The sequence below is a fragment of the Mitsuaria sp. PDC51 genome, from assembly GCF_900113225.1.
Lineage (GTDB): Bacteria > Pseudomonadota > Gammaproteobacteria > Burkholderiales > Burkholderiaceae_C > Roseateles.
Genome location: NZ_FOZE01000001.1, coordinates 396,470 through 410,072, shown reverse-complemented (window position 1 = coordinate 410,072; position 13,603 = coordinate 396,470). Strand labels below are relative to the sequence as shown.

Sequence of the window (13,603 nt, the reverse complement as noted above, 5' to 3'; positions counted from 1 at the left end):
TTCACGGATTTGTAACCAAGTGATTAAGGATCGTTCCGGGCGTTTGAATTTCCCTACCGAGCGCGCCCAGCTCCTGTCGGAGGGCGTCTCGATATGCGTCGCCATTCAGGCCACGCGTCGCCGCGGTGAGACGGTCGAAGATTGCCTGATGATACTCCGGTGGATGTGGCCCCTTATGGCCAGGAACAGCGATCTTATTGAGCGCGTCGTCCAAGTTCATTCCGGCCTTATCAAAGATTTGCCTGAAGCGGGGGGTCCAAGGCCCTCCGGAGAAAGGCGATACGCAATTCTTATTGGTACAGATGTGGTGAATCTGCGGTTTTTTTAGATGAGCTGCCCTGCCCATGCGGGAGGCAATCTTCGCCACTCCCCCTGCAACGTCAAAGGTCAATGGTGCCGCAGTCGCACCGAACGCAAATCCGGCAAGCGCCAGATCGGCCGCAGTAGCCTTTCCAAACTGCATCTCGACCGCGACCCACGCAAAGTCCACTCCATCGGGCAACGCACCCAGGACCGGGATCATACCCAGTCCCGCAAGACTAATATGCCCCCACTTGGCAAATGTGTCGTAGTTGAAGGAACTCCAAAGGAACTGCGCCATCTGCATCCCTGGCAACGATCCCATCGCGTTCATTGCGCTGTCCACAAGACGCAGACAATCACCATTCGGACAAGACTGCACAAACGGCTTGCGCTGTTTCGCTGCCAGCGTCATCTCCCAGGCATATTGAGAAATACCCGTTTCGGAACGACCTGCCCACGCGAACGCTTCACGAGGTGTCAACTCGATAGACGTCGAGCCGGAGGGTAAGGAGTCCTCTGGCGTGCGCTTGCCGTTAATGACCTCCACCGGACAAGAACTACCGGCGGGCCCAAGCGTAGATGGGCAACCGGGGTTGCTTGCCGTGTATTGCGGATCTAATCCGCTAAGATCAACTGCGTTGAGCGGGTTATTGAGCACATAGGCATAGGCACTGTAGTTTTGCGTGTTGAACCGATCGCCCAGCAGCGGATCTACCTGCAAGAACATTCCGACTTGATCGTCGTAGATCCGTCCGTTCATGTTGATTAGGCCAACATCGTCCAGTTCTTCGTGGCTGGTAAAACCTCGCCCAGTGCCACCCCGAACGTTCGATCGCCAGTCAACGATCAACCCGTTGTAATCGTCATAGTTCCCATCGATCTGTCGGCGCTTGCCGAAAGGATCATAGGAATATCGTGCAGTGACGGTGCCAGACTGATCCGACGTCGCAACAATTGAGCCCTGATGGTTCTGGTGCCAGTATTCGAGCTTGTTGGCTGCCATCACGCCCGGGTCCGGTGGCGCCACTTGCTGCGTATTCAGCGCCGGCAGGTCGCCGACGCTGGCTAGGACGCCCACCTGTATCGGACCAATGCTTAGGAAGTGTCGATGGCTATTGACCCCGTTTAAAGTCTCAAGCTCGTAGCCCAGGGCGCCCACCGAGTCTGGATGCAGGTACCAGATAGTCCGACTGCCATTCGATCCGTTCCGCGTCTCTTTGATTCGGAAGGTGGACTCATCGTAAGACCAGCTGTACGAAGCCCCCGAGCCGGAAGCGGTCACGACGCGATCAAACTCGTTGTAGGTCAATGAATTGAACTTCGCGCCTGAGCGAGAAAGCACGTTGCCATTCAAGTCGTGCTGCAATAACCCACCTGCAACCGAGACCGGTCGATGAGGTCCCCGCACGCCAGCGCCCTGTGTCGGATAGACATAGCTGCCAACGTCGTTCTTCGACAGCATCATCCCGAGCGCGTTGTACTTGAGCTCAACGCGCCGCTGAAGATTCTGAATCGCAGGCGACGAAACGGTGTAGGCGCCGAGTCGATTCAGCTTGTCGTACTCAAATGATTCGCTGACAGCACCACTTCCATTTCCGATGTTGTCTGAGCGTGAGGCCAGTCGGTCCAGTTCGTCCCAGCTATATCCGAAACTGACGATCGACGAGGTATCCGCAGCCCGGACGTTCTGCCCAGTCACCCGACCATTGGGGTCGACCGTCGTCGTCGCAACTACGCCGCTCGACAGAGACGACTGTTCGACTCGCCCATCCGCGCCCTGCTGACGCAGCGCCCACAGCACCGAGTCAGTCGGCAGAAAGCTGCCGGCCGGCATTGCACCGCCCTCAGTCGCAGGGAGCGGGCTCAAGTTGATCGGCGTCTTCGAACGCAACTCAGCCAGAAATCCTAGTGCGGTGTACGAATAGCCGACCTTGAAGCCGGTCGGATACGTCTCGGTCGCGAGCCGGCCACTGACCGCGTCATACGCCACAGAGGTCGAGAACGAGGGCCCCTGCGCGATGTCGACCCGAGAACTGGTCGGACGGCCAACCGCGTCGTAGAAGTACCTCTTCGTCACCCCCTGAGCTGTCGTCGTTTGGCTCAGTTGACCCAAGGCGCCCGTTCCGGTGTCATACGTCCAATGAGCCGTATCACTATCGGACTTCTTCTCCGCAGTCCGACCGAGTACGTCGTACGCGTAGCTGACCCAACCCGTTCGTGCCACGGCGGCCGTACCAATGGCCTCGTCGTCGGGGCACGAACTCAGGCTGTGACCTCCGCGCTGTCTGGAGTCCTGCGTCGCCTTGGGCTGACCCAGGACGTCGAGGCAGCTCTGAGAGACTCCCTTGTCCGGGTCGTCGATGACCACGGCTCGGCCCAGAACGTCGTAGGTAGTCGTGCTGACGTTCTGCAACGAGTCCCGAGTTTGCAACAGCTCGCCGAAGGCACCGTATCGATACGCGAGCTGCGCGCCACCAGCATCGGTGACACGAACGACCTGGCCCATGCCATCACGCTCTGCCGCGGACTCAAGTCCGTTCGGATTCGTCGTCACTGTCGTCGCTCCGGCGTAGCGATGGCTGGTCAGTGTCGCGGTCCGACTCCCGTAGCTGCCGAAACCGAAGGCCGCCCCGCCGAAAGTCCGGGACAGGCGACCGCTGGGATTCGACTCGTAGGTCCGCACCGGTCGACCAAGATCGTCGTACTCGAAAGCCGTGACCCGAACGTCCTGGTTTCCCTGCAAGGTGCTGGACCCGCTCGCCAAGAAGTATGCGTGGGTCTGAATGAGCTTGACGCCCTGCGCCGAGTAGATGGAATCCGAGGCTACCAGCGCCCCAGAACGCCCACCAGGTTGTGAGGCACCGTCAAAGCTTTCGGTGACCACGCGGATCAAGCGACCGAGGGCGTCGGCGTAATTCCGAACAAATGCGCCCGACTTCCTATCCTGCGCGTCACGTGGCTCACTGTGAACGAAGGTCACGGCGATGGCGGGGCGCTCAGCCTCGCTCACCACCGGGCAGCCGGGACTGTTGGAGGATGTATCGGAATCAGCTGCGGACAATATGCAGTACAGCAAGACCTGCGATGTGCCATCGGGTGCGACCTGCCGCACGACCCGGCCGAAGTCATCCACCTCCGTTCGAGAGACTGCGCCGTTCGGCTCCTCTACTCGTACCGGCGTGCCAAAGCGCGGGTCGAAGGATGTGCGGCGCACATGCGAAAGCGAGTTCTCCACCGAGGTCGCAAAGGTACCGCTTGGAATTGCCACGACGACAGTCGCACCGTTGACTGTCAGTGATTGATTGGCAGCATCGAAATGCTCCAGCACGGTACGAGGCTGGATTCGAGATCTTGCCGGCGCGCCCGCGCAGTGAGACACCGTCTGACTGTCGACATTCCCGAATGCGTCGTAGGTGACCGCTCTCTTCAAGCACAGCTTCGAATTGTCCGGTTCGACAGTGGTCGACGAGAGACGGCCAGTGGACACCTCGTAGCCATTGACGATCGTCCGGCTGTAGTTCGACGGGTCTGCGGGCGCCGTTGACGTGTCTGCCGTCGCGACGCTGGTGGCCAGGAGCCATGCGGTCGACAAAAGCGACAACTTTCCGAGGAGAACTCCCTGACTTCTCATGGTGCGGATTCCAATTTCTTTCTTCTTTGAATGAGTCCGTCCATGGGAGCGGACTGCGGCCGGCAAGAGACCGACTCGACGGACTTCAGTCATCCAGGAGCAACTGCAGAATGGTGGAGAGCACGGCAGGATTCACGCCTTGAGGAACGTTTGGAACAGTGCCACTGGTACTGGATGCCAACGGCTCATTGCCGGCAGTTGTCGTGGGCAAGACGTTCGGTACGGACCTCGCGACGGAAACGCGCTCGGGGCGTCCAATCCACCATCGGCACTCAGTCGACGACGTGCAGTTGGTATCGTCTGGTAGGTACGTGGTCGATTCGACGTTGCGATAGGTCTGCCCGTTGAGCAGATTGACCGTAGTCACCGCCGTCGTATATCCGAAAACATTTACATCGCTGGTGATCGTCTGGCTTGGAAGCGGAGAGCCGTCCAGATCATTTCCGGTGGAGCGACTAAGGCGCGTATAGGGGCGTTTGATCCGCGATGACACCGCCGGGCAAAGTCCTGAGCCCACCACCAACGCGTCGCGCGAGGCGCTGTCGCTGGATGCGTCGCAATAGGCGTACTCCTTGAGCGAAAGCACCTGCCCTTGGTCCGTCGATGCGAGGCTGGCTAGCACATTGGCTGAACTCAGCGGCATGCCCGTGTAAGGGAAGCGCTGTGCGAACCGGGTCACTGTTGTCACCTTTCGACCCGTCGGTGTGTCGGTCTGCGCCTTGAATACGCGAAAGCCTTGGGGCCCGCGGCCATTCTTGTCAAACCTTTGCCCGGCGTAGGAATAGTCCGTGATCGATGGCTGGCCAGGGATGCCAGAAGGACTCGACAAAGACGTGACCACCACGCCGGATGGTGGAACGGCGATCTGGTCAGAGTCGACGTTCGATTCGATGCTTACCCGGTCCGTGCCAGCCGCCGGCTGGTAGGTGATCTCGGTGACACCCGCCACCCCTTCCCGAACAGTCAACAGTCGGTCCGGCGGGATCGGATAGTTCGGTGTGTACAGCACATTAGCCTCACCCTTGCTTGCGTCCCCAAGACTCAAGATCTCCACCTGCGATTTCCCCGTGAAATTGCCGATCAACATCTGACGCTTGTAGCTCCCGGTCCCGGTTCCGGCACCCATGCTGCCAAGTCGATTCAAGGGAATATTGAAGGCCCGATCTTGATTTGACGCTTCGCCCTTGGCCACGTACATGAAGGCCTCGTAGTAGCGCTCGAATCCTTCGCGCGGGTCGTAGTACGGCACGAGGAACAGGGAATCGACCCGCCCATCACCGTTGAAATCCAGCGACACTGGGAATCCGCCACCGATCGTCGGTCGATCACCCGACGACAGCGTCGAGTCTTTCCACTGCGGAGTCGGAAAGAGAGCGTACGTTGGATCCGGAAGGCCATAAATCGCTGCCCCGCTCGAATTCAGATCACCGAATGTCACCCTTAATTCAGATTGGCCGTCGCCCTGATAATCGACCGAATTTGCGGAAAGGATGGCCGCCCCCCGATTCGGAGACGCTTTAAAGTCAAAGTTCCCGTCACCACGCGAGATCGCCACATCACCCAGGAGAGTGTTCGCCGGGTAGTTGCCGCTGTAAATCTCCCCTCGCGGATCTGTGACGAGCAAATCGGCGATTCCATCGCCATTCATATCGAACGTCGCTGAGCCGCCCAGCCCGGTGTAGCCCTTTTGGACTAGTGGGAACGGTGCGAGATTGGTTGAGATCTCAGTGAACGCGCCCTCGCCATTACCGAGGAACGCCTGCGTGCACTGCTGCGACGGGCAGAGGTCGAATGTGGCCGCGCGATAGTCCTTTTCGCCTAGACGAGAATAGACCACGTCCAGAATTCCGTCGCCATTCAAGTCTAGAAAGTAGAAGTTTTCAGCATCTCCCCAACCTTTATAGGGGCTATTTCCTTCGTCGGTATAACTAAAATCTGGGAACCATTCTCGGTAGCGCTGGGGGAAGCCGGCCACGCTCCGCTTCACGAATCCCGTCGGCGTATTCAGGAAGAGCGCTGACACAAGTGCCGGACACGGATTCTCACCGACAGAGAACTCGTATTTATTGACAAAGCGGTAAATATCGGGCCTACCGTCCCCGTTGAAATCGCGCACGAGCAGATCAATGCGACAGTCCGACGGCCAAAATTCGGTGGCGAGTCGCTCATTTGCGAGTACGGGATCGACCATCTGCGTGAACTGTCCATTTCCGATGCTCCGGTAAATGACGTTCAGTGGCGAGCCGCTGGTGCTCACCTTCAGCAAATCCATCTTTCCGTCGGTATCGACATCAAGCGCGTATGTGCCTGCTCCCGCTACATAGAGGCTCGCCGGCAGATTAATTCCGGGGACCTCCGAATAGGAAACCGGTCCGCCCTCGGTATAGGTAAAGGACGTCGCCGGAAGGCATTTACTGCCCGTCGGCGTGGAACACGTGCGTACGTCCTTGAGCCGAGGGCGGCCGCTCACCGAGCCGGTGTCGTAGGAGAGTCGTGTGGTGCGAACGTGCACAGCGCCAGTCACATTTCCCAAGTCCGAGGGCGCGCCAACATAAGTGGAAATGGCGTTGAGCAGCCGGACAGTCACCGATTTATTGGTGCGATAGACCGTTTCGTCTCGCGCGCCCGCAGTCGCAGGCCGATCCGAATAGGAGAAGACCACCTTGTTGCCGGGGCCGTACTGAATCTCCTTGATCGACACGTCTGGGCCGAATGACGAGGATCCGTCGGAAGTCCCGATGGCCATGCCGACAGCGAACGACGGCTGGTCGTAGAAAAAGCGGACGCTATTGCCGCTTCTGTCGAGCGTCTCAGATACCAGCCAAGTCATGGCCTTGCTGGCGTGTATGGACGCGGTGCCATAGACGACAGATCGGCTGCCCGCATCGGCAGGGCCCTGTCCGAGAATGGATCGCCCGCCATCTGCGTGCCAGACCTGGAAGTACAAGGGGCCGGATTCCACCGTTCCACCGGCGACGCCATAGGCTCGCACGCGCGTGCGGCTGTCCGCTTCTACGCGGAATTCTTTGAAAGGAAGAGAGGTCATCCCCTCTGCGTCTCGAGTAGAGAGTCCCGTCGCTGGATTTCCGTTGCTGTCGATTGCAATGAGCCGAGAGCCGTTCAGGCAGAGCTTGTCGGTCACGTCGAAGTTGACCGTGCCTGGCATGCCATCAATCGCCTTGATGCCCGCACATCGCGTGATCTGGGAGCCCACGCTCAGTGTCCAGCCCGCGCCGACCACGCCATTCCGAGCTCCGGAGTAGTTGATCGAGACGCTCGGCGCAGGCCCGCGGCCGGGCGGGGTCTCGACCTTGATGCTGTAACCCGGCTGTCCACTAGGCGATACAGAGACCGCAGCGCCGCTCCAAGTCGGCGCGATTAACAGCGCGATCCCCGCCGCAGCCCCCCATCCCAGACCATTCATCTTCATCGACACACCATTCATTCGAGTTCTATGGACACCCGCTTTTGCGCCCCCGTCATGCACAGGGTCGCTTCGCGCTCCGCTTCTACGCCTGATCACCACACCGTCAAGGCATCACTTCCACCCACAGCAAGCTGCATCGCCCTGGAAACGCCTGAAGCGCTGGATCGTCCGAGATCTGTAGCTTGACGGGCCGTCCGGCCAGATGACCCGCCGTCAACAGCGCAAACATCCGCTTGTCCGCATCGTTCTCCTTACGAGTCGTGATGTACACGCTCTCGCAGTTCACACCCTTCGGTACCGTGAACCCATCGCGAATCTTGATTTCCAGATTCCCCGGTCTGTGGGCCGTCACGCCTGGAATCTGTTGAACGCCGACGCTGTCGAGATAGACAGGACCGACGTAGCCCTCCGCCGCAAAAGCCGACCCACCGGCCATTTGCGAGAGCAAGCCAACGACCAGGAGCCCGCAGTTGCGCCGATTCCGAAGCCACTTCTCCACTCTCATCCTTGTCCTTTCAGCCGCTCAAACCGGCTTGCTGACTGTCACATGTCGCGCCACGCAGAAGCCATTCGCCGTCTCAAGCCCGTCGACGCCCACAGTCACGTTGTGCCCTTTCCCCAGGGCCGACATCACGAAAGCCATCATTTGAAGATCGCGTCCGACGAACAGCACTTCGCCGTTGGAGAACTTCCCGCAGTTCTCGGCCGCGGTGAGTCCCTTCAAGGTGAACCAGAACATTGGTGCTGGCCAGCCGGGGATGCTCGCCGCGTCATGAGTGCGCATGAGGTTGACCTGGCCGGTTACCTGCGTCTCTCCGATCGCGGCACCATGCGCTACGGTCAATGCCACAACGCCCGCAACGCTTCGCAACCAACGCCCGCCGAATCCATTCATACCGATGTCAGCACCGCTTCTCACGCTCAACCGCATGTCTCATTGATGGATCGTGACCGACGTCAGCATGCATGACTGGGGATCACCCCAAGGGCCGCGCGTGTCGGTTTCGATGGAATAGACCAGCTTGTACGAGAGCTTCGAAGTCACGGCTTTCAGCAGCGTGGCATACAGCACGACGTCGGTATCCGAGTACAGATAGACGCTGGTGCAGTTGTCGTCCAGCCCAGGCGCAAAGAGCATTTGCATCCTGTGCACCTTCGCGATTTCGTGATTGCTCGAATGAGCGCGCAATTGCACCGGCGTGCCCGCCGCGATCATGGTCACCTTCTCCCTTGCCCAGGCGCCGGAGACGGCCGCCGCAAGACACACCGTCAAGACGCTGGCCTTCAGCGTAGTCATCTTCTTCATGCTTGATCCTTGAGGAGTCACGTTTGGTAGATGCGGGACGCCGGGCCATGCCGCGACCAAATCCCGGGCGAGGCGCCGAGCCGCCTCAGGGCGTCGGAATCTCGCCGATGTACCTGGGCACAGGCGCCTCGCCATACGTCGGCAAGACCACCGTGTAGTCGCCACGGCCGCTGTGCAGGACGTTCACGGCCCCGTTGCCATAAACGAGCACGTGCTGCAGATTGACGTTGCATTCGTAGGCCGCGAATGACTGCATCGGCAATGACGCAGCCACGACCAGGGCCAGCAGCCTTGCCAGCTTCCTCATGATTCCCTCTCCCTCGATCCTTATCTCTCTATTGGTCGACTCGTCACGCTGCTTGGGCGTCCGGTCCGCATCGCTCACGCCATGCGCTGGGCCGCGAGGCTACCCGCAAGCTACCCATTTGTCGATGCGGACGCCCACCAATGCCCTCGCTCGGCCACTTGTCACCGAGTTCTCACGCCGCCGCTCCCCACTGTCGCCCGTCCCTTAAACTCGCCCGCGCCCACGACAACGCCATCCCGCCCATGAAGAGCTCCAAGTCCGCCCGCCCGTCATCGAAGGTGACGCTGGGCATGGTGGCCGAGGCCAGCGGGGTCTCGCCGAGCACCGTCTCGCGCATCCTCAACGGCACCGCCGTCGTCAGCCAGGAGAAGAAGGACGCCGTCGACCGCGCCATCGCGGAACTCGGCTTCGTCCCCAACCCCATCGCGCGCGTGCTGGCCGGCGGGCGCTCGCTCAGCGTCGGCGTCGTCACGCAGGCGATCGACAGCCCCTATTACGGCGTCGCGCTGCGCGGCATCGAGGAGGTGCTCGACGCCGCCGGCTTCGTGCCGCTCTTCGCCAGCGGGCACTGGAATGCCAAGGAAGAGCAGCGCTGCATCGACACGCTGCGCTCGCGCCGCGTCGACGGGATCATCGTGCTCACCGGCCGCCTCAGCGACGAGTCGCTGCGCAAGCTGGCGAAAGAGCTGCCGGTCGTCGTGACCGGCCGCAGCCTGAAGGCGCCCAGCCTGCATGCGCTGAACTTCAATGACTTCGAGGGCGCGCGCCTGGCGACGCATCATCTGCTGTCGCTGGGACATCGCAAGATCGCGTTCATCGCCGGCGACCCGGTCCACCCCGACGCGCAGGAGCGCCTGAGGGGCTATCGCGCCGCGCTCGAGGCGGCAGGCGTGAAGTACAAGCCGGCGCTGGTGCTGCCCGGCCTGTTCCACGAGGACAGCGGCGTGATGGCCGCCGAGCGCCTGATCGACAGCCGCGAGCCCTTCACCGCGATCTTCGCGGCCAACGACCAGATGGCCTTCGGCGCCTCGCTGGCGTTGTACCGCCGCGGGCTGCGGGTGCCGGAGGACGTCTCCATCGTCGGCTTCGACGACCTGGCCGGCGCCGCGCACTGCATCCCGCCGCTGACGACGATCCACCAGGCCGGCCTCGAGCTGGGACGCTGCGCGGCGCAGGCGCTGCTGGAGCTGCTGGCCGACAAGACGCCGACGACGCAGCTTCCGGAGCCGCGGTTGATCATTCGATCGTCCACGCGGGCGGTCTGAGCGGACTGCGTGAGGACGCTGGCCCTCACCCCTGCCCTCTCCCGCAAGCGGGAGAGGGTGTCATGCTCATGCCCTTCCTACGCCCTCCCACTTGCGGGCAGGGGCGACGCGAAGCCGACTCACTAGCGATAACCCTGGTACGTTCCCGCTCTGACGACCGATATCATGAAAGCGCTTTCATAACGACACCACGACGGAGACACAAAGCATGCGGCAGTGGGCCCGATGGCTATCCACGGCGACATTGACCCTGACCCTGATCCAGGCGGGGTCAGGCGTTGCCGCGCAGCCGGTCGGCGCGACCGCCACGCCCGCGCCCACGCCTGCACCTACGACCACAACCACGCTCACCGTTGCCGCGTTCCCCGCCATCGACGAGATCGTCCGGTCCGCCCTGCCCGCCTGGAAGCAGCTGCATCCCGACATCGAGGTGAAGATCGTGAGCCGCGAGCTCAACGACCACCACACCGCGATGACGACGGCGCTCTCGACCGCGAAGGGCCTGCCGGACGTGATGGCGCTGGAGATCGGCTACCTCGGCCGATTCGCGCAGGGCACCGGGCTCGAGGACCTGTCCCGTCCGCCCTATGAGCTCGGCCGCGAGCGCGCGCGCTTCGTTGGCTACGCCTTCGACCAGGCGACGACCCCGGCCGGCGCCGTGCTGGCCGTCCCCACCGACATCGGCCCCGGCACCCTGCTCTACCGCGCCGACCTGCTGGCCCGCGCCGGCCTCAAGGAAGCCGACCTGACGCGGAGCTGGGAGGGCTACGTCGCCGCCGGCGTGAAGCTCAAGGCCTCGACCGGCGCCTACCTGATGGCGCATGCGCGCGACATGAAGGACATCCTCATCCGCACCGGCCTGCAAGCGGGCGAGGGCCTCTACTTCGACAAGGACTCGCGGCCGCTGGTGACCTCGCCGCGTTTCGTCCGCGCCTTCGAGCTGGCGCGCGCCGTGCGCCGCCAGCAGCTCGACGCCAAGGTCACCGCCTGGTCCTCCGACTGGACCGAGGGCTTCAAGCGCGGCGGCATCGCCACGCAGATGTCCGGCGCCTGGCTGGCCGGCCACCTGAACACCTGGCTCGCGCCCGGCACGCGCGGCAAGTGGCGCGCGGCGCAGCTGCCCGAGGGCGCCTTCGCCGCCTATGGCGGCACCTTCTTCGCGATGGCCCGTCATGGCGACGCCGCCCGCAAGCCGATGGCCTACGCCTTCATCCGCTTCATGACGATGAACCGCGCGCAGCAGCTCGCGGCCTTCAAGGCGCAGGACGCCTTCCCCGCGCTGGTCGATGCGCAGCAGGACGCCTTCTACGACCAGCCGCTGCCCTTCCTCGGCGGCCAGATAGCCCGCCGCGATTGGCGCGATGCCGCCAGCCACATCCGCGCCTTCCCGGTCCACAAGCAGGACGCCTTCGCCCGCGAGGTCATCGACACCGAGCTCGACAAGGTCCTGGACCGCGGCAAGGACATCGCCACCGCGCTCGCCGATGCGCAGCGGCTGCTCCAGCAACGCGCGCGACGCTGACACGGAACGACGACGATGCACTTCCGACTCCCGCCGGCCCTGCGCCTCTCGCCCCGCTACGCGCCCTACGCGCTGCTGGCGCCCTTCCTGCTGCTGTTCGTGGTCTTCGGGCTGTTCCCGCTGCTGTTCTCGCTCTACCTGGCCTTCCACAGCTGGGAGCCGACCAGCGGCCTGGGCGCGATGCACTGGGTCGGACTGGACAACTTCGCCTTCGCGCTGCAGGACGAGTGGTTCTGGAAATCGCTGCGCAACACCGGCTGGCTCGCCATCGCCTCGGGCGTGCCGCAGCACCTGGTCGCAATTCCGCTCGCCACCTTCCTGCACATCGCCTTCAAGCGTTGGCGCAACCCGATGGTCGGGGCCTACTTCCTGCCTTACATCACCTCCTCCGTCGCGATCGCGATCCTGTTCAGCTCGCTGTTCTCGACCGACTACGGCCTGATCAACCTCGCCATCGCGACGCTGCGCGAGATCCCGCTGCTGGGCCAGCTGATGCCGCAGGCCGCGGTGGACTGGCTCAACGATCCCGACGCGCTCAAGCCCGCCATCTCGACCATCGTCTTCTGGCGCTACGTCGGCTTCAACGTCGTGCTCTACCTGGCCGCGCTGCAGACCATCCCGCCCGATCTCTACGAGGCCGCGACCATGGACGGCGCCAGCCGCGTGCAGCAGTTCTTCCACATCACGCTGCCCAGCCTGCGGCCGATGATCTTCTTCGGCGTGACGCTGAGCGTCATCGGCGGTCTGCAGCTGTTCGAGGAACCCTTCATCCTCACCGGCGGCAAGGGCGGCTCCGACCAGGCCGGCATGAGCGCCGCGGTCTACCTCTACCGCAACGCCTTCGACTTCAACGATTTCGGCGCCGCCAGCGCGATGTCCTGGCTGCTGTTCTTCATCGTGGCCGCGCTGACGTGGCTGACGAACCGCGCCTTCCGGCGCAAGGACGACTGAGGACGCCGCGCCATGAGCACCACGATGCCTGCCTCCCTCGACGCCACTGCGCCGCGCGCCGCGCAGCCGCCGCGCATGACCGCCTGGGCCGCCTACCTGCTGGTGGGCGCCGGGGCGCTGATCATGCTGGCGCCCTTCTATTTCATGTTCGTCTTCGCGACGCACTCGCGCACCGAGATCTTCAGCCTGCCGCCGCCGATGTGGTTCGGCAACGACTTCCTGAACAACGTCGACATCCTCACCAAACGCCTGCCCTTCTGGCGCAACCTCGGCCTGAGCCTCTACGTGGGCCTGTGCAACACCGGCCTGACGCTGCTGTTCTGCTCGATGGGCGGCTACGCCTTCGCGATGTACGAGTTCCGCTTCAAGAAGGCGCTCTTCGGCCTCGTCATGGGCACCATGCTGCTGCCCAGCTTCATGAACATGATCCCCAGCTTCATGATCATGGACCTGCTGGGCTGGATCGATCAGCCGCGCGCGCTCTACATCCCCGGCGCGGCCAGCGCCTTCGGCATCTTCCTGATGCGCCAGTTCATCACCTCGGCCGTGCCGCGCGAGCTCGTCGAGGCCGCGCGCATGGACGGCTGCGGCGAGCTCGGCATCTACGCCCGCATCGTGCTGCCGCTGCTCAAGCCGGCGCTGGGGACGCTCGGCCTGATCACCTTCATCTCGTCCTGGAACAACTTCATCGGGCCGCTGGTCGTCATGCGCTCGCCCGACATGTACACGCTGCCGCTGGCGCTGCGCTCGCTGCAGAGCCCCGTCGACACCGAATGGGGCGCGCTGATGGCCGGCTCCGCCATCGCGACGCTGCCGCTGATCGTGCTCTTCGTCCTGTGCTCGCGGCAGCTCATCTCGGGCCTGACCGTCGGCGCGGTGAAGTGACGCGCC

Annotated in this window: 10 protein-coding genes; 4 read left to right on the top strand and 6 right to left on the bottom strand. The window is 62.7% G+C overall.

Going from position 1 to position 13,603, the window contains the following annotated elements; genetic code table 11:
• Position 1 precedes the first annotated feature (1 nt).
• From BM393_RS25920 to BM393_RS01770, 6 genes are all read right to left on the bottom strand, one after another.
• A complete protein-coding gene (locus BM393_RS25920) occupies positions 2-4,027 on the bottom strand; it encodes an AHH domain-containing protein (protein ID WP_091720892.1) in 4,026 nt (1,341 codons plus the stop codon).
• Entirely contained in the window at positions 4,020-7,364 is a 3,345-nt protein-coding gene (locus BM393_RS01790) for an FG-GAP-like repeat-containing protein (protein ID WP_175538149.1), read from the bottom strand. Before BM393_RS01790 ends, BM393_RS25920 begins: the two co-directional genes overlap by 8 nt.
• A 100-nt stretch (positions 7,365-7,464) precedes the next feature.
• Positions 7,465-7,860: a hypothetical protein gene (locus BM393_RS01785; RefSeq protein ID WP_141225196.1), complete on the bottom strand. Its 396-nt coding sequence runs from the start codon at positions 7,858-7,860 to the stop codon at positions 7,465-7,467.
• 24 nt (positions 7,861-7,884) lie between these two features.
• Entirely contained in the window at positions 7,885-8,286 is a 402-nt protein-coding gene (locus BM393_RS25030; RefSeq protein WP_217648372.1) for a hypothetical protein, read from the bottom strand.
• A gap of 9 nt (positions 8,287-8,295) precedes the next feature.
• Positions 8,296-8,667: a hypothetical protein gene (locus BM393_RS01775; protein ID WP_091720875.1), complete on the bottom strand. Its 372-nt coding sequence runs from the start codon at positions 8,665-8,667 to the stop codon at positions 8,296-8,298.
• Positions 8,668-8,752: 85 nt separating this feature from the next.
• Positions 8,753-8,974, bottom strand: coding sequence for a hypothetical protein (locus BM393_RS01770; protein ID WP_091720846.1), 222 nt, complete (start codon positions 8,972-8,974; stop codon positions 8,753-8,755).
• Positions 8,975-9,216: 242 nt separating this feature from the next.
• On the opposite strand from BM393_RS01770, the gene BM393_RS01765 reads away from it, so the two are divergent.
• The 4 genes from BM393_RS01765 (at position 9,217) to BM393_RS01750 (ending at position 13,597) form a co-directional block, all read left to right on the top strand.
• Positions 9,217-10,239 (top strand): LacI family DNA-binding transcriptional regulator, encoded by a 1,023-nt coding sequence (locus tag BM393_RS01765; RefSeq protein ID WP_091720842.1) that lies wholly within the window; start codon positions 9,217-9,219, stop codon positions 10,237-10,239.
• Between the two features lie 244 nt (positions 10,240-10,483).
• Positions 10,484-11,761: an ABC transporter substrate-binding protein gene (locus BM393_RS01760; RefSeq protein ID WP_254783171.1), complete on the top strand. Its 1,278-nt coding sequence runs from the start codon at positions 10,484-10,486 to the stop codon at positions 11,759-11,761.
• A 15-nt stretch (positions 11,762-11,776) separates the two neighbouring features.
• On the top strand, positions 11,777-12,712 hold the full coding sequence (locus BM393_RS01755) for a carbohydrate ABC transporter permease (RefSeq protein ID WP_091720835.1): 936 nt from the start codon (positions 11,777-11,779) through the stop codon (positions 12,710-12,712).
• A 12-nt stretch (positions 12,713-12,724) separates the two neighbouring features.
• Entirely contained in the window at positions 12,725-13,597 is an 873-nt protein-coding gene (locus BM393_RS01750; protein ID WP_254783170.1) for a carbohydrate ABC transporter permease, read from the top strand.
• Positions 13,598-13,603: the final 6 nt, after the last annotated feature.